Origin of the sequence: Streptomyces sp. A2-16, from assembly GCF_018128905.1 — a bacterium.
GTDB lineage: Bacteria > Actinomycetota > Actinomycetes > Streptomycetales > Streptomycetaceae > Streptomyces.
Genome location: NZ_CP063808.1, coordinates 8,707,701 through 8,723,951 on the forward strand (window position 1 = coordinate 8,707,701; position 16,251 = coordinate 8,723,951).

The window sequence follows — 16,251 nt, forward strand, 5'->3', positions numbered from 1 at the left end:
CTAACGCGGCGGTCACTTCCGGCCACGAGCCGGTCAGCCCCCGTACAGGTCCCGCCGCGCGCGTGTGAAGCGCCGCAGGACATCGGGCAGCGGTTCCACACCGATGCCCGGGGTGCGCGGTACCGGCAGGTGGCCGTCCTCCAGGACGAACGGCTCGGTGATGTCCTCGGCGAAGTAGCGGGCGGACGCCGAGGTGTCCCCGGGGAGCGTGAAACCGGGCAGGGCGGCCAGGGCGAGGTTCGGGGCGCGGCCGATTCCCGTCTCCAGCATGCCTCCGCACCACACCGGCACGCCGTGGGCGCGGGCCACGTCGTGGATGCGGCGGGCCTCCAGATAGCCGCCCACGCGCGCGGGCTTGATGTTCACGACCCGGCAGGCGTCCATCGCGATCGCGGAGGCGGTGTCCCGGGCGTTGTGCAGGGACTCGTCGAGGCAGACCGGGGTGGCGATACGGCTCTGGAGGCGCGCGTGGCCGTACAGGTTGTTCTCGTCCAGGGGCTCCTCGATGAGCAGCAGGCCGAACTCGTCGAGCCGCCGCAGGTGTTCCGCGTCCGCGAGCGTGTACGCGGTGTTGGCGTCGACCTGGAGGGGCAGCCCGGCGCCGAAGCGCTCGCGCACGGCCCGTACGGGCTCGAGGTCCCAGCCCGGTTCGATCTTCAGCTTGATCCGGACGTACCCCTCGGCGAGATACCGCTCGACGTCGTCCAGCAGTTCCGGCACGGAGTCCTTGATCCCCACCGACACCCCCGCCGGCACCCGCTCGCGCACCGCGCCCAGGTACACCGCCAGCGGCATGCCGTACGACCGCAGCTCCGCGTCCAGGACCGCCGTCTCCAGGGCGGCCTTCGCCAGTTCGTGCCCCTTGATGCCGCTGACGGCGGGTCCCACCAGCGGTGCCGTGAGCGCGGGCAGCGCCGCCACCCTCGGCACCAGGAAGTCCCGCAGCACCAGCTCCGCGCCCGCCACGAACTCCGAGCAGTACCGCGGCTGGGGGTCGGCGGCGAACTCCGACCAGCCCTCGGCGCTGTCCGTGACGACGTGCAGCAGGAAGGTGTCCTTCGTGGTCATCGTGCCGAAGGAGGTACGGAAGGGGCTGACCAGCGGGATCGCCACGTGGACGACCTCGACGCGTTCGAGTTTCATACGGTGCCTTCCTCGTCGTGGTCGCGGGTGAGCGTGTACCAGCCGTCCCGGGACATCCCGGTCGCCCTGAACCCCTGCCCGAACGCCTCCGTGAACACCTCGCGCACAGCCCGCCGCCAGCGCAGCGCGAGCTGCGGGTCGGCGGCCCGCAGCCCGACGACATCGTCCGGGACCCGGCACCAGACATGCACGTCGGCGAGGTCGCGGCGGGCGAGGGCCGCCCCGTCGGGGGCACGGTGGGTCACCGGTGCGGCCTCGCGGCCGGGGATCTCGTACGGCTGCGCGGGCGCCGCCAGGTCCCATGTCACGGTCAGCCGGTCGCTCTCGTCGCCGCCGTTCACGCCGTCCCGCATGGGGCCGTAGAAGTCGACGAGGTACTCGGTGCCGGCCGCGCCCAGCTTGGCCAGGTTGAAGCGGGCGTTGCGGGCGACCAGCGGGTCGAAGGTCCAGCGCATGGTGCGGGCGCCGAGGCCGAGCGCCCAGGCCCGCTGTGCCTGCTTCACCACCTGGCCGAGCCCGGGCTCCGCGGCGGCGACCAGGGAGTACGCCTCTCCCGAGCCCGGTGGCCCGAACACCGCGGCACAGGCTCCGGCGAGGCGCTCGCCGTCGTGGGCCGCGTGCACGGCGCCGCCCGCGTGGACCAGGCTGTGCAGCACTTCGGCCGGATAGGGCGGGGCCGACGGGGTCCGCCACACCCTGCCGAAGTACGCGCTGACGGCATCGAGGCCGGCGACGTCGTGGACGGTACGGATGCTCACTGCGGTCATGTGCCGAGTCTTGGGCCCAGTGGGGCATCCTGGGTTGTGCGGCCGTACAACATCTGCGGACCTTGCTTTGCGGATCGGCCAAAGCTCGCGCGGTCGGCCACTGCTTCCTCTGGAGCTGCCCATGGACGCCTGCACCCTCGGTGACCTCTTGGACGTCGTCGGCGGGACCTCCGTACGCCTGCACACCGCGCCCGCCGGGCTCACCGCGCCGGTCACGGAGGTGCTTCTCCACGACGCGGGCGCTCCGCTCCCCCCGGTGCCCGGCGCGCTGCTGCTGGCGGTCGGGGTGCGGGCGGCCGCGGCCGGGCCGCTGGTGCGGGCGGCCGCGGGGGCCGGGATGACCGGCCTGGTGGTCCGGGGTGCGGACGGGCCGACGGCCGAGGCTCAGACGTACGGCGTGGCACTGCTGTCCGTCCCCGGGGACCTGGCCTGGCACCAGGCGCACCTGCTGCTGGCCTCGGCGATCGGCGCCCGGCCCGCCTCGTCCACGGGCGGCCACGGCGACCTCTTCGCGCTCGCCGACGCCATCGCGGCGGCGACCGGCGGGGCCACCGCCGTGGAGGACCCGCGCCAACGGATCCTCGCCTACTCCACCGTCCCCGGCCAGCCGGTCGACGAGGACCGCCGGCAGGGCATCCTGGGCCTGCGGGTGCCGGTCAGCCTGGACAACTCCGAGCAGTACCGGGAGCTGTTCGCGGCCGAGGGCCCGGTGCGGCTGCCCGCGCTGCGCGACGGTGTGCTGCCGCGTCTCGCGGTCGCCGTCCGGGCCGGCGGGGAGACCCTCGGCTCGGTGTGGGTCGTCGACGACGGCACCCTCGCGGCGGACGCGGCGGACACACTCGCCCAGGGCGCGTCGACGGCGGCACTGCTGCTCCTGCGGGCCCGTGCGGCACGGGAGCTGGCGCGGCACCGCGACAGCGATCTGCTGCGGCGGGTGCTGGACGGCACGGCGGACGCGGCGACGTCCGCCGTGGGGCTGGGGATCGAGGGTCCTGTGCGGGTGGCGGCCTTCGTCCTGGAGGCGGCCGGCCTTCCGGACGCCGAGCAGACCGGGATGCGGCTGCTGGACGTCGTACGGCTGCAGTGCGAGGCACGGTACGGGCGGCACGCGTGTGTCCTGGCCGACGGGGTGGTGTACGCGGTGCTGCCGGCGCCGGGGGCCCGCCACAGGCGGCTGGCCGAGGACATCGTGGCGCGGGCCGGGCAGGCGCTGAGGGTGCCGGTGCGGGCCGGGCTGGGCGAGGTGGTGGCGGGGCTCGCGGAGGTGACCGCGTCACGGGCGGACGCCGATCTGGTGCTGCGGGTGCTCGGGCCGTCGCTGCCGGTGGCCACGATCGACGAGGTGCGGCCACGGGTCACGCTGTTGCGGCTGACCGAAGTGCTCGGCGAGCGGCGGGAATTGAGCGCCGGAGCATGGCGGCGGGTGCTGGCGTACGACGCCGGGCACGGCACCGACCACGCGCGCACGCTGATGAGCTGGTTCGACGCCGGATGCGACATGGCGGGCGCGGCGAAGCTGCTCGCCGTGCATCCGAACACCTGCCGCTACCGGCTCAAGCAGGTGCGGCAGCACATCGGGATCGACCTGGACGACCCCGACGAACGGCTGGTGCTGTGGCTGCAGCTGCGGACACTGGCCGGGCTCGGACGCGGCACGCCGGCCGGTTGAGCCCAGGAACGTCAGCGCAGCGCCTCCGCGACCTCCCGGGCCGCGTCCACCACCCTGGGCCCCACCCGCTCCGGCACCGCGTCCGCCAGCATCACGACCCCGACGCTGCCCTCGACGCCGGTGACCCCGAGCAGAGGAGCGGCCGCCCCGCTGGCGCCGGCCTCCAGCTCCCCGTGCGTGAGCAGGTAGCCCGGCTCCCCGAACCCCTGCTGCCGGGCCGCGAGGATCGCCCGCCCGGCGGCACCCCGGTCCAGGGGATGCCGGAACCCGGCCCGGTAGGCCACGTGATAGTCCGTCCACGTGGGCTCCACGACGGCCACGGCCAGTGCATCGGACCCGTCCACCAAGGTGAGATGAGCCGTCGCCCCGATGTCCTCCGCGAGCGAGCGCAGGGCCGGCAGCGCGGCCTCCCGTACCAGCGGATGCACCTGCCGTCCGAGCCGCAGCACTCCGAGGCCCACCCGGGCTCGGCCGCCCAGATCACGCCGGACGAGGGCGTGCTGCTCCAGGGTGGCCAGCAACCGGTACACCACGGTCCGGTTCACCCCCAGCTTGTTGGACAGCTCCGTGACGGTGAGCCCGTGGTCCGTGTCGGCCAGGAGCTTGAGGACACGCAGTCCCCGGTCAAGCGTCTGAGAGGTCTCCGCGGTCACGACGCCCACTCCTCCAAGTGGTGAGGTCGACAGCCTCCGAGCGGCAGTGCGTCACCGAGTCCCGTCGGTCACGCGCTTCAGAGGCCGCCGATCGGCCGGCGACCCGGTCTCTTTCCGGGCCGCGTCGCTTCACGGCTGCGCTCCGCGGCGGCGCTGCCACGGGGCGTGTGCGTAGCGGGACAGTAGCGAAGCGGGTTCGCTCAGCGGAAGCCTCCGTCCAGAATCCGGGCATCTGCCGGTACGGACCACTCCGTTTGTCCTGATACGTACGGTCCGCTGCCGCGCCCCGGCCGGCGGTCCGCGTCACCGCATCCGGGTGGCCCACTCCTGCACCTTGGCGATCCGCTGCCGCAGCTGCCCGGCCGTGGCCTCGGCGCTCGGCGGCCCGCCGCACACCCGGCGCAGCTCGGTGTGGATCACGCCGTGGGGCTTGCCGCTCTGGTGGACGTACGCGCTGACCATGGTGTTGAGCTGCTTGCGCAGCTCCATCATCTCCTTGTGCGAGACGACGGGGCGTCGCTCGGCGGGCAGCTCGAGGAGGTCCGCCTCGGTGTCCGGCTTCTTGCGGCTGTGCGCGATCTGCCGGGCCTGCCGCTTCTGGAGGAGCAACTGCACCTGGTCGGGTTCGAGCAGGCCCGGGATGCCGAGGTAGTCCTGCTCCTCCTCGCTCCCCGGGTGCGCCTGCATACCGAACTCGGCACCGTCGTAGAGGACGCGGTCGAAGACGGCATCGGACTCCAGCGCCTCGAAGGCGAACTGCTCCTGCTCGCCGGTGTCCTCGTCCTCCTCCTTGTTCGCCTCCTCCATCTCCTTCTCGGACTCGGCGTAGGGGTCCTCCTCGCCCTCCTTCTTCGGCTTGTCGAGGGCGTGGTCGCGCTCGACCTCCATCTCGTTGGCGAAGGTGAGGAGGTCCGGGACGGTCGGGAGGAACACGGAGGCGGTCTCGCCGCGCCGCCGGGACCGTACGAAACGCCCGACGGCCTGGGCGAAGAAGAGGGGCGTGGAAATGGTGGTGGCGTACACCCCGACGGCCAGCCGGGGCACGTCGACGCCCTCGGACACCATCCGCACGGCGACCATCCAGCGGTCGTTGCTCTCGCTGAAGTCGTCGATCCGCTTGGACGCGCCCGCGTCGTCGGACAGGACCAGGGTGGCCTTGTTGCCCGTGATCTCGCGGATCAGCTTGGCGTACGCGCGCGCGGAGTCCTGGTCGGAGGCGATGACGAGGGCACCGGCGTCCGGGATGGCCTTCCTGACCTCGGTGAGCCGCTGGTCGGCGGCGCGCAGCACGCTCGGCATCCACTCACCGCGCGGGTCCAGCGCCGTACGCCAGGCCTGGCTGATCGCGTCCTTGGTCATGGGTTCGCCGAGCCGGGCGGCGATCTCGTCACCGGCCTTGGTCCGCCAGCGCATCTGCCCGCTGTAGGACAGGAAGATGACGGGCCGGACGACGTGGTCGGCGAGCGCGTTGCCGTAGCCGTAGGTGTAGTCGGCGGCCGACCTCCGGATCCCGTCGTTGCCCTCCTCGTACGTCACGAAGGGGATCGGGTTGGTGTCGGACCGGAAGGGCGTACCGGTGAGCGCGAGCCGGCGCGTGGCGGGCTCGAAGGCCTCCAGACAGGCCTCGCCCCAGGACTTGGAGTCACCGGCGTGGTGGATCTCGTCGAGGATGACGAGGGTCTTGCGCTGCTCGACGCGGTTGCGGTGCAGCATGGGCCGGACGCCGACGCCCGCGTAGGTGACGGCGACGCCGTGGTAGTCCTTGCCGAGGGGCCCGGCGCTGTACTCGGGATCCAGCTTGATCCCTATCCGCGCGGCCGCCTCGGCCCACTGCTTCTTCAGGTGCTCGGTCGGCGCGACGACGGTCACCTGCTGCACGACGTGGTGGTGCAGCAGCCAGGAGGCGAGGGTGAGGGCGAAGGTCGTCTTGCCCGCGCCGGGCGTCGCGACGGCCAGGAAGTCACGCGGCTGCTCCTGGACGTACTTCTCCATCGCCCCTTGCTGCCACGCACGCAGCTTGCTGGCGGTGCCCCAGGGGGCACGGCCGGGGAAGGCGGGGGAAAGGTGGTGGCTGGAGGAGGCGGCGGTGGTAGTCACGGTCTCCGTCGGGGTCGAGCGGCTCAGCGGTGTCTTGTTCTGCGGCGTCTGGTCGGCTGCTTCTTCTTCTGCGGCTTCTTCTTCTGCGGCTTCTTCTTCTGCGGCTTCTTCTTCGCCTGTGTATGACGACCGGGTCACCTTACCGGCGGCCCGGCCGCGTCAACGCGCGGACGGGGCCGGGTCGGCGTTGGGTGGGACCGAGGTCACAGTCATCGCGCGGAGCGCGTCGGACGTCGGACGCGCCGTGAGTCCGGGTACGCCGGAAGCGGCCCTGGCAGACGTCCGGCGCGAACTGCTCGGCCCCGGCACTAGGTCGTACCGCTCGGCGTCGGCGCCGTCCTGGCGTGCAGCCGCGTCGTCACCCACGCCCCCACCAGCGCGACGCCCGCCATCGGCAGGAACACCACGGCGAACGCGGCCGGGTGCGAGCCGGACGCCTCCGTCGCCGTGTGGCTCACCGTGCCGCCGCCCAGCGCAGCGAAGGCCGCCCCGCCCGCCGCCAGCAGCACGGAGTTCGAGAGACCGTCGGAGATCTGGAGGGCGGCGGAGTTGGTGCCGGCCTCCTCCGGGGCAGACAGCTGCAGCAGCAGCACACTGGTGGAGGAGATCACCAGCCCCATCCCGAAACAGCCGAACCCCCAGGCCACGGCGACGATCCAGACCGGCACGGCGTCGATCAGCACACTCGGCGCACCGGCGATCGCGGCCGCGACCAGCACCATCCCCACGGTCATCAGACGCTCCCGGTACGGCTCCACCCGCGCCCGCGACTGCACCCACGACCCCAGCGCCCACGTACCCCCGCCCGCCGCGAGCGAGAACCCGGCCAGGGTCGGCGACAGCCCCCGCTGGGTGACCAGCATCAACGGCACGAAGGACTCGGCGGCCACGAAGGACCCCGCCGCGACCCCGCGCAACAGCACGACGGAGGGCAGCCCGCGCGCCGCCCGGTACGTGCCGCGCGGGAGCAGCCCGAGCACGGCGGGCACGAGCAGTGCGACGCCCGCGAGACCGGGGAGCACGGCGAGGGGACGCAGATCCTGGGCGGCGTACTGGAGGAGCCCGGCGCCGAGGGAGATCCCGAGGGCGAGCCGGATGCGCCGCAGGTCGAAGGAGGCCCGCCCGGTGTCGGCGTCGACCGGGCCGCCCGCCAGCCGCCGTATCTGCGGGAGGGCGAGCACCAGCGGAAACACCACGAGCACCGGGATCCCGAGGAACACCCACCGCCACCCGAGGTGCTCGGTCACCGCCCCGGCCGCGAGCGGCCCCACGATCGAGGGCACCACCCAGCCCGCCGCGAACGCGGCCATGATCGCGGGCCGCAGCCGCTCCGGGTAGGCCCGCCCCACGACCACGTACAACGCGACGATGACGAGCCCGCCCCCGAACCCCTGCACGGCCCGCCCGAGAATGAACAGCCACATCGCGCCGGCCGTCCCGGACAGCAGCAGCCCGGCACCGAATCCGGCGATCCCGGCGGTCAACGCCCCGAGCGGCCCCTTCCGGTCGGCCCACTGCCCGGCCAGCACCATCCCGAACAGGCTGGTCGTGAAGTACCCGGAGAACGCGAACGCGTAGAGCGCCACCCCGTCCAACTCCCGCGCGGCGACCGGCATGGCGGTCCCCACGGCGGTCGCCTCGAACGCGATCAGCAGCACGACGGAGACGATGCCGATGCTCAACGCCCGGTACGAGCGCCCCAGCACCCCCTCCTCCCGCTCGTCGACGGACGGGACCTCAGGGTCATCGGTGACACCGGCGTCACGCGGTTCCAGGACAGCCATGCCCGCCAGCGTAAGGTCCACAGCCCCCTTTGACCCCTGTCGAAAGCCCGCTCCGGCCTGAGACCTTGGTCGTACGACCACTGCCGCCCCGCGTCCGTTCATGAACGGCGTGTGGCAGTCCCGTTGCAGCCCCCGGGCTCCCCTTGAGCCCCTCCTCACCCCGGCCGTACGGTCATTCCACCGAGCTCGGCAGGAGCACCCACTCCCACCGACCCGGCCGTGTGCCCGAGTGGTTCAGGGACTCGCCTGCAAAGCGAGTTACGCGGGTTCGATTCCCGCCACGGCCTCAAGTGTTTGACCAGCCAGGACTGAAAGGGCGGCACCCGTGACGGGTGCCGCCCTTTCAGTCGTCCGTCTCAGTTTCTGTCTCGGTTTCCGGCTCGGTCGGTGTCAGGGCGCGCTGGTACCAGATGCCGGGTTTGCCGCCCAGGTGGGACGGGTCGGCCGGGCCGATCGGGGTGAAACCGGCCTTGGTCAGTACCTTGCGGGACGCGGTGTTCTGGTGGGAGGTCGCCGCCCGGAGTGTGTGCAGCCCGTACTCGGTCGCCGCCCGTCGGCACAGTTCCCGGACGGTCGCGGTCGCCACGCCGCGGCCGGCGGCACGCTGGGCGACCCGGTAGCCGAGTTCCGCGGTGTGGTCCTCGATGTCGACGAGGTTGAACCTGCCGAGAACCGATCCGTCCTCGGCCACGAGCACATGGAACGCGCAGATGCCGGCCTCCTGCTCGGCCAGCAAGGCCTCGAACCGGGCGGTGAACTCCGCGAAGAAGGTGTCCCCGCGGTCGGAGATCGAGGCGGCGAAGTAGGCGCGGTTCGCCACCTCGAAGGCCAGGACCGCCGGGGCGTGACCGGGGTGGAGCCGCTTCAGCTCGGGCATCGGGCGACCCTATCCGGATAGCGCGCCGTGGCCACCTGAGTTTTCGCGCGTGGATCCGTACGGCGCGTAAGGACGGCTGGGCCGGCTCACGGCTGCGGCAGTTCCAGGTCGGGCATGTCGTAGGCGAGGGGGGTGCGTCGCATGTCGAGCCGGCCGAGGGTGATGGCGTGGGTCCGGTGCCTCACAGCACCCCGCCCACCTCGTCCTGGAACAGCTCCGTCCAGTAGTGCCAGTCCGCGTCCGTCGTCGTGCCCGTGGGGTCGATGGTCGACAGGGCCCGGATCATCGTCTTGGCGACCTGGGCGTACAGCGTGTTCGTGAGTTCGTGGGCGAGCGACTCGTCCATCTGGCGTTCCCGGTGCAGGAGCCAGAGGGTGAACGCCAGGGTGGAGATGTCGGTGTTCAGGGGGTGGAGGGTCCCCTCGCGCTCGCTCCAGTTCAGGACCGCGCCCGTCGCGCCGTCGACGACCAGGGTGTTGTCCTCGATCAGATGGCCGAGGACGATCAGGTGTTCGGCGCCGGCCGGCAGGGCGACCAGCCGGTCGGCCTGGTGCTCCGCGAGGGTCGGCAGCGGGGCGTCCGGGTCGGTGTGGAAGAGGACGCCGTCCTCGGGCAGGCCCGTCTCCGCCAGGAAGCGGCGGGTCGGGGCGTGGGTGAGCGTGGAGGGGAAGTCGATGTCCTCGAAGCGGGCGACCCGGTTGCGGCCGAACTCGTGGTCCAGCAGGCGCGGCGGGAGGTCCAGGGCCAGGCCGGAGTCGGTGCCCGGGCCCGCCACCAGGGCCAGGGGGCGGATCAGCGCCGCGATCCTCCAGAACGTCGGCACCTCGCCGCCCGTGCCCTCCTCGAACACCGTCATCAGCTGACGCGTGGCGTCCTCCACGGCGGTGGGGCCGAAGCGGCCGGCGTAGGCGGCGAACTGGCCGCGGACCTCCGTCAGTTCGTCCGTCGCCGTCACGAAGCGGACCAGGGTGGGGAGCGACGGGGCCAGTGGGGTGCGGCCCATCAGGTCGGGGCGGGCGGGGAAGAACGCCGTCGTCGAGACCTCGCCCGTCACCCCGTCCAGCAGGACCGACTCCGTCTCCCGGCCCCGCAGGTCCGTGAGTCCGCCGATCACCAGCTGGCGGCGCAGTTCCTCGCTGAGCCGTCCGCCCGGGTCGTCCGTCGCGTCCGCCACCGTCCGCAGGCCCTCGCGGCGCAGCTCCTCGAAGGTGAACAGGTCGCTGTCGCCGGGCAGTCCGGGGCCGCTGAGCCAGCGGCGGGTGGACACATGTGAGATGTACGGCTGCAGTTCGTCCTCGGTCAGTGTGATCGCCGCTACGGCGGCTTCGGTCGTGCTCATGGCTCCCCCGTGTGCTTCGTACGCAGTCCCCTGGCCGGGCACGGCACGGCGAACCCGTCGGGCCTGCGCTCGTCCCCCACTGCTCGAAACACTACGCGCCGCCACTGACAACGCCCCCGTACCAAGGAGACGTCAGAGCACCTGCGCGCGTTCCCGCCCCGCGAGGATCGCCTCCACCGTCTGGTCGGGGGTCTGCGCGGAGGTGTCCAGCCACAGGCCGATCCGCGGAGTCGACGTCCGCAGCGCCTCGTCCAGCGCGGGGACCGTCCAGGCCTCGCCGTCGTAGCCCGTCTTCGGCCGGCCCGCCTCCCGGGCGGCCACCGTCCCGGGGTCCGGTGCCAGGACGACGACGTACAGCGGCCGGGTCCTGACCAGCCCGGTGTACGTCGTCAGGTCCTCGCCCAGCACCACGTCCTGCACGACGGCCGTGAACCCGGCCTCGGCGTACGCGTCCGCCGTCGCGGCCGACAACCGGTACCGCAGCCGGAGTTGGGCCGCAGCCTCGTCGGTGGCCCCGGGCAGGTACTCCGCGCGCCCGGACACGATCATCCGCCGGAACACGTCCCCCCGGACATGCGCCGCCCTCGGCAACCGCTCGGCCAGCGCCTGCGCCACCGTCGACTTCCCGGCCGCCATCACGCCCGTGACCACCACGACCCCGCGCATCACGCGAAGTACACGCCGCCCAGCACGACCACGATCGCCGCGACCACGAACAGCAGGATCCACAGCGCCAGCTTGCCCAGACCGGGCGGCGGTTCGTACTCGCGGGGCTCCTGGCCGCCGGGAGAGCTCATCGGTCCGTCACCACCGCGGCCTGCGGTCGGATCGGGAGCCGGTTGACCGGACGGCCCGTGGCCGCGCGTACGGCGGAGGCGACGGCCGCCGGTGAGGTGACCACCGGCACCGCGCTGGCCGCCTTCGCGCCGAACGGGGCGACCACGTCCCGCTCCTCGACGAGCTTGACGATCCGGATCTCCGGCGCGTCCAGGGCCGTCGGCAGCGCGTACCCCGTGAGGTCCGGGTGGCGGATCAGCCCGCGCGCGGTGCGCAGGTTCTCCGTGAGCGCTATCCCGACGCCCTGGGTGACGCCCGCTTCGATACGGGCCTCCAGCTGGGCGGGGTTGAGGATCCGGCCGACGTCCTGGGCGAGCGCCAGCTCGACCACGCGGACGGAGCCGAGTTCGATGTCGACGTCGACCACCGCGCGGATCGCGCAGAACGCCATGCCGACGAAGGCGTCGCCCTGGCCGGCCTCGTCGAGGGGCTCGGTCGGGTGCGGGCGGCACTGGGCGGTGGCCCACAGTTCCTTGCCGTCCATGGCCTCGGTGACGGTCGTCGACAGGACGCCGTCGTACGAGGTGATCTTGCCGTCGGTGATCTGGAGCAGCTCGGTGGACATGCCGAACTTGTGCGCCAGGGGCTGGAGGAGCTGGGTGCGGACCATCTTGGCCGCGCGCTCCACCGCGCCGCCCGAGACCCAGGTGTGGCGGCCGCGGCAGCCCGGGCCCGCCGGGGGCTGGTCGGTGTCGACGGGGGCCACGTGGACCTCGTCGATGCCGAGCGTCTCCTGGACGATCTGACGGGCCAGGGTGGTGAAGCCCTGGCCGGTCTCGACGGCGGCGCACAGGACGGTGGCGACGCCGTCCTGGACCCTCACGGTGGCTGTGGAGACCTCGTCGGCGCCCTCCGCGCCGAGCATGTGCACCATGCCGAGGCCGTAGCCGACGCCCCTGCGGATGGCGCCCGGTTCGCCGGCGCCCTCGGGGCCGCCGGGCAGCAGCCACTCGTCCTCGGGGGTGTCCTTGGGCAGCGCGGGCAGTGGGAAGTCCCGTACGGCCTGGAGGAGTTCGGCGACGGGGGCCGGGCAGGTGACCGTCTGGCCGGTCGGCAGGACGTCCCCGGTGGCGAGGGCGTTGCGCAGGCGCAGTTCCGCCGGGTCGACGCCCAGCTTCTTGGCCAGCTTGTCCATCTGCGCCTCGTAGGCGGCGCACACCTGCATCGCGCCCTCGCCGCGCACATGGCCGGAGGGCGGGTTGTTGGTGCGGACGGCCCAGCCCTCGATGAAGGCGTTCGGGACGACGTACGGCCCGCAGGCGAAGCCCACGGCGGCGGCCAGGGCCTCCGAGGAGGTGTCGGCGTAGGCGCCCGCGTCGAGCAGGATCTGCGCCTCGACCTTGACCAGCTTGCCCTCGGCGTCGGCGTGGTGGCGGTATCTCAGCAGCGTGGGGTGGCGGTGGACGTGCCCGAGGAAGGACTCCTCGCGCGTGGCCGTCAGCTTGACCGGGCAGCCGGTCTTGAGCGCGAGCAGGCCGAGCGGGAGCTGGAAGCCCTGGTCCTCGCGGTCGGCGGTGGCGCCGGGCACACCGGTGACGACGATCTTGACGCGCTCGGGTTCGAGGCCGTAGCAGGCGGCTGCCGTGTCGCGGTCGGTGTGCGGGTCGGTGGAGGCGAGGTAGAGCTCGACGCCGCCGTCCGGGCGGGGCACGGCGAGGCCGGCCTCGGCGCCGATGGGGGCGGGGTCCTGGCGGCCGATGCGGTACTGGCCCTCCACGACGATCTCGCCGGTCACGGAGGGGTCGCCGTGCTGGAGCGGGATGTGCCGGACCAGGTTGCCGTCGGGGTGCAGCGGCTCGGCCTCGAAGGCCTGCTCGGGGTCGGTGACCGGGTCGAGCACCTCGTACTCGACGATGACGGCGGCCGCGGCCATGCGCGCGGTGTCGGGGTGGTCGGCGGCGACGGCCGCGATGGGCTCGCCGTGGTGGCGCACGACCTCGGAGGCGAACACCGGGCGGTCGGCACGGCCGCGGCCGTGCACCGGACTGCCGGGCACGTCCTCGTGGGTGACGACCGCGCGGACTCCGGGCATCTCGCGCGCGTGGGAGGTGTCGATGGACACGATGCGCGCGTGCGCGTGCGGGGAGCGCAGGACGGCCGCCCACAGCAGGCCCTCGGCCCACAGGTCGGCCGCGTACGGGAAGGTGCCCTCGGTCTTCGCGCGCGCGTCGGCGGCCGGCAGGGAGACGCCGATGCCGTGCGGAATCGGCTCGGGGGCGGGTGCTGCCTCCGCGGCGGTGGTCGCGGTGGCGGCTTCGTTGCTCACGCCTGGCCTCCGTCCTGTCCCTGTCCGTACGCCTGCTCATGCGGTCCGGCGGTGCCCGGGAACCCCGGGGAGTCGAACGCCGACGGGTTGACGCCTCCGGCGCCGGGACCCGCCTGGTGCGGAATACGTGCCTCGTCGCCGTCCGACTCAGCGTCGCCCGTCGCGTGGGCCTCGCGCTCGGCGACGACCTCCTTGACGGCGTCGACCACGCCCCGGTAGCCGGAGCAGCGGCAGAGGTTGCCGCACAGCGCCTGGCGGGTCTCCAGCTCGGTGGGCGCGGGGTTGCCCTCCAGCAGGTCGTGCACGGTCATCGCCATGCCGGGCACGCAGAAGCCGCACTGCACGGCGCCGCACCGGGCGAGCGCCCGCTGCACGTCGGAGGGGCGGCCGTCCTCGGCGAGTCCCTCGACGGTGCGGACCTCGCTGCCTGCGGCGGTCACGGCGGGCACCAGGCAGGAGGCGACGAGCCGTCCGTCGACCTGGACGTTGCACGCCCCGCACTCGCCCTGCGAGCAGCCGTCCTTGGCGCCCGCGAGTCCGAGGCGCTCGCGCAGCACGTAGAGCAGCGACTCGCCGATCCAGGCGTCGGTGACGGGGCGGTCGACGCCGTTGACGCGCAGGACGTAGGAGGCGAGGGGGTGTTCCTCGCCGGGGTGCGCGGGAGCCGGGTCGTCGGGGTCCTCGTCGGAGTCGCCCGCGTGTTCCTCCGTGCCCTCCGGCGCCGCTGCGTCGACGCCGTCGGCCGGGGCGTGCTCCGCGCCGGGCTCGGCGGGGCTCTCAGCGGCTTCCACGGCCTCTTCGGCGCCCTCGGCGGCCTCTTGGACCACCGAGGCCCCGCCAGGGCCGGGTGAGGGCTGTGAGGCGGCTGCGGAGGCGCTGTCCGGGTAGGACTCGGCGGAGTCGTGGGGCTGGGCGGTGTCGTGCGGGTCGGCGAGCGTGGCGCCGTGGCCGTCGCCGTGCGGGTGCGCGGGGCCGTGGGAGGCCTCGCCCGCCTCGGGGGGCCGCGGGGCGTCCGGGTGCGCGGCGGACGGCGGGTGCGTGTCGTCCGTCACGGCGTGCGCGGCCGCGGCCGGGTCTCCGTGCCGTTCGTCCGCCTCGCCGTCCGGTCCGTCGGCGGGCACGCGCGGGTGGCCGTCGCCGCCCTGACCGGTGGGACCGTCGACGGCCGGACCGCCCTGACCGTTGTCGAAGCCGCCCGTGTGCCCGTCACCGTGGGGCAGGTGCGGGTGCCCTTCCCCGGCGGGTCCACCGTGCTCGGGTCCGGCTCCCGGGCCGCCCTGGGGCTGGTCCCCCCACGGCTGGACCTGGGGGGTCGCCCAGGGTGCGGCAGCCCCGCCCGGCAGGGTCGCCGGCGGGGTGCCGCCCCACTGCTCGACCAGGGACGACGTGGTGAACTCGCCCGATTCGTCCGGGAGGTCGCCGCCGGCGACGGGGATCGACCACTGGCCCGTGACGTCGTGGCCCGGCGCGGGCGCGGCCGCGGTCTCCTCGACGTTCCACTGCTGGGTGGTCGCGGGGTTGTACGTGAACTGCCCGGTGTGGCCCTGCGGAAGGGTGCTCGGGTCCGGCCACTGCGCGCCCTCGGCCGGTACGGCCCAGCCGCCGTTGCCCGCCGGGTCGGTCCCGTCGCCCGGCGCGGCCGTTATCTGCGGCGGCACATAGCCGTGACCGGGCGCGGCGAGCGGACTGTCGGCGGAGGCCAGGAGGGCGTCGATGCCCCCTTCGGGGAGCTTCACGAAGGCGGTCGCGCCGTCGTCGTAGTCGCCCTGAGGGAGCGGGTCCCAGCGGCCCGCAGCCCGGGGCGTGCCCTCTCCGTGCTGGTCGTCGGTCACGAAAGTGCCCTCCCCAGTGCTCGTCGGGCCAGCGCGGCGACGGTGCGCCGCAGGTGCAGTACTGCGGGCGGATGCTGCGACACGGAGCCGTCCGGGCCCGGTGCCGGGTCGGGGATGCAGGCCGCGGCGACGTACTCGCCGAAGGCCTCCAGGGCCTCCGGGACGATCGCGCGGTTGTTGTCCCAGTCGATGAGCCGGGCGACCCACTGCTCGGCGTCCAGGGGCCGCAGCGGCATCGGCGCTATGGCACCGACGGCGCACCTGACCCCGCGCCGGGCCGGGTCCAGGACCAGCGCGACGGAGGCCATCGCGCGGCCCGGTCCGGTGCGCCCTGTGACCTTGAGGAAGACCTGCGGGGCGTGCAGCAGCGGCACGCGCACGTAGCCGATGAGTTCGCCGGCGCGCAGCATCTCCATGCCGGCCAGCAGGTGCGAGACCGGCATCTCGCGGCGGGCTCCGTCGGGGCCCGCGATGATCAGGGTGGCTTCGAGGGCGGCGAGGACGGGCAGCGCGTCGCCCGTGGGGGCCGCCGAGGCGATGTTGCCGCCCAGGGTGCCCGCGTTGCGGATCTGCGGCGGGCCCGCGGCGCGGGCGGCTGCGGCCAGCGCGGGGATGAGCGCGGCGAAGTCGGGGCGGCCCATGCGCGCGTGCGTGAGTCCCGCGCCGAGCAGGGCGTGCCCGTCCTGGTACTGCCAGCCGCGGATCTCGCTGATCCGGCCGAGGCCGACGAGAGCGGCGGGCCTGAGCTGTCCGGAGTTGACGGCGGACATCAGGTCGGTGCCGCCGGCGACGGGCACGGCGGCGGGCATGGCGGTCAGCGCCGCCACGGCCTCGTCCAGCGTCGTGGGCAGCGTGACGGCCTGCGCCGCCTGCGGTGCGTGCGTGGTCAAACCGGCTGCCCCTTCCCGCTGCCCCACCTGGTCCTGCCCTGTTGCTGCCGTACGGTACGTGCTGACAGGGCGGACGTGGCAACTCTGGCACATCTTC

Annotated in this window: 13 protein-coding genes and 1 tRNA gene; 2 read left to right on the forward strand and 12 right to left on the reverse strand. The window is 73.6% G+C overall.

Features of this window, described 5'->3' with window-relative positions:
* Positions 1 to 33: 33 nt before the first annotated feature.
* Entirely contained in the window at positions 34 to 1,143 is a 1,110-nt protein-coding gene (gene menC / locus IOD14_RS39120) for an o-succinylbenzoate synthase (RefSeq protein ID WP_123989620.1), read from the reverse strand.
* Positions 1,140 to 1,910, reverse strand: a complete 771-nt coding sequence (locus IOD14_RS39125) for a chorismate synthase (RefSeq protein WP_212672783.1) — start codon at positions 1,908 to 1,910, stop codon at positions 1,140 to 1,142. Before IOD14_RS39125 ends, menC begins: the two co-directional genes overlap by 4 nt.
* 121 nt (positions 1,911 to 2,031) lie before the next feature.
* Here IOD14_RS39125 and IOD14_RS39130 point away from each other — a divergent pair, with 121 nt between their 5' ends.
* Positions 2,032 to 3,579: a helix-turn-helix domain-containing protein gene (locus IOD14_RS39130; protein ID WP_123989622.1), complete on the forward strand. Its 1,548-nt coding sequence runs from the start codon at positions 2,032 to 2,034 to the stop codon at positions 3,577 to 3,579.
* An 11-nt stretch (positions 3,580 to 3,590) separates the two neighbouring features.
* On the opposite strand, the gene IOD14_RS39135 is transcribed toward IOD14_RS39130, so the two are convergent.
* From IOD14_RS39135 to IOD14_RS39145, 3 genes are all read right to left on the reverse strand, one after another.
* Complete coding sequence (locus IOD14_RS39135) at positions 3,591 to 4,232, reverse strand: helix-turn-helix domain-containing protein (RefSeq protein WP_123989623.1); 642 nt, start codon at positions 4,230 to 4,232, stop codon at positions 3,591 to 3,593.
* A gap of 303 nt (positions 4,233 to 4,535) precedes the next feature.
* Positions 4,536 to 6,329 (reverse strand): DEAD/DEAH box helicase, encoded by a 1,794-nt coding sequence (locus IOD14_RS39140; protein WP_212672784.1) that lies wholly within the window; start codon positions 6,327 to 6,329, stop codon positions 4,536 to 4,538.
* Positions 6,330 to 6,637: 308 nt separating this feature from the next.
* Positions 6,638 to 8,113 (reverse strand): MFS transporter, encoded by a 1,476-nt coding sequence (locus IOD14_RS39145; RefSeq protein WP_123989625.1) that lies wholly within the window; start codon positions 8,111 to 8,113, stop codon positions 6,638 to 6,640.
* A gap of 215 nt (positions 8,114 to 8,328) precedes the next feature.
* Between IOD14_RS39145 and IOD14_RS39150 the strand changes: the two genes are divergently transcribed.
* Positions 8,329 to 8,400, forward strand: a tRNA-Cys gene (locus IOD14_RS39150).
* A 56-nt stretch (positions 8,401 to 8,456) separates the two neighbouring features.
* Here the strand turns inward: IOD14_RS39150 and IOD14_RS39155 are convergent.
* The 7 genes from IOD14_RS39155 to IOD14_RS39180 all read right to left on the reverse strand — a co-directional run bounded on the left by IOD14_RS39155 (position 8,457) and on the right by IOD14_RS39180 (position 16,154).
* Entirely contained in the window at positions 8,457 to 8,990 is a 534-nt protein-coding gene (locus IOD14_RS39155) for a GNAT family N-acetyltransferase (RefSeq protein WP_212672785.1), read from the reverse strand.
* 181 nt (positions 8,991 to 9,171) lie between these two features.
* Positions 9,172 to 10,329, reverse strand: a complete 1,158-nt coding sequence (locus IOD14_RS39160) for an SUKH-4 family immunity protein (protein ID WP_123989630.1) — start codon at positions 10,327 to 10,329, stop codon at positions 9,172 to 9,174.
* A 132-nt stretch (positions 10,330 to 10,461) separates the two neighbouring features.
* A complete protein-coding gene (locus tag IOD14_RS39165) occupies positions 10,462 to 10,995 on the reverse strand; it encodes an AAA family ATPase (RefSeq protein ID WP_212672786.1) in 534 nt (177 codons plus the stop codon).
* On the reverse strand, positions 10,995 to 11,126 hold the full coding sequence (locus tag IOD14_RS44830; RefSeq protein ID WP_280844216.1) for a hypothetical protein: 132 nt from the start codon (positions 11,124 to 11,126) through the stop codon (positions 10,995 to 10,997). The genes IOD14_RS39165 and IOD14_RS44830 overlap by 1 nt, the downstream gene beginning before the upstream one ends.
* A complete protein-coding gene (locus IOD14_RS39170) occupies positions 11,123 to 13,432 on the reverse strand; it encodes a molybdopterin cofactor-binding domain-containing protein (protein WP_123989632.1) in 2,310 nt (769 codons plus the stop codon). The genes IOD14_RS44830 and IOD14_RS39170 overlap by 4 nt, the downstream gene beginning before the upstream one ends.
* A complete protein-coding gene (locus IOD14_RS39175; RefSeq protein WP_212672787.1) occupies positions 13,429 to 15,264 on the reverse strand; it encodes a 2Fe-2S iron-sulfur cluster-binding protein in 1,836 nt (611 codons plus the stop codon). The genes IOD14_RS39170 and IOD14_RS39175 overlap by 4 nt, the downstream gene beginning before the upstream one ends.
* Complete coding sequence (locus IOD14_RS39180) at positions 15,261 to 16,154, reverse strand: FAD binding domain-containing protein (protein ID WP_123989634.1); 894 nt, start codon at positions 16,152 to 16,154, stop codon at positions 15,261 to 15,263. Before IOD14_RS39180 ends, IOD14_RS39175 begins: the two co-directional genes overlap by 4 nt.
* Positions 16,155 to 16,251 lie beyond the last annotated feature (97 nt).

What these genes read in the sequence shown, in the direction of transcription:
- menC (WP_123989620.1), bottom strand. Translation starts at nt 1,143, where the DNA reads ATGAAACTCGAACGCGTCGAGGTCGTCCACGTGGCGATCCCGCTGGTC.
- IOD14_RS39125 (WP_212672783.1), bottom strand. Translation starts at nt 1,910, where the DNA reads ATGACCGCAGTGAGCATCCGTACCGTCCACGACGTCGCCGGCCTCGAT.
- IOD14_RS39130 (WP_123989622.1), top strand. Translation starts at nt 2,032, where the DNA reads ATGGACGCCTGCACCCTCGGTGACCTCTTGGACGTCGTCGGCGGGACC.
- IOD14_RS39145 (WP_123989625.1), bottom strand. Translation starts at nt 8,113, where the DNA reads ATGGCTGTCCTGGAACCGCGTGACGCCGGTGTCACCGATGACCCTGAG.
- IOD14_RS39155 (WP_212672785.1), bottom strand. Translation starts at nt 8,990, where the DNA reads ATGCCCGAGCTGAAGCGGCTCCACCCCGGTCACGCCCCGGCGGTCCTG.
- IOD14_RS39160 (WP_123989630.1), bottom strand. Translation starts at nt 10,329, where the DNA reads ATGAGCACGACCGAAGCCGCCGTAGCGGCGATCACACTGACCGAGGAC.
- IOD14_RS39165 (WP_212672786.1), bottom strand. Translation starts at nt 10,995, where the DNA reads ATGCGCGGGGTCGTGGTGGTCACGGGCGTGATGGCGGCCGGGAAGTCG.
- IOD14_RS44830 (WP_280844216.1), bottom strand. Translation starts at nt 11,126, where the DNA reads ATGAGCTCTCCCGGCGGCCAGGAGCCCCGCGAGTACGAACCGCCGCCC.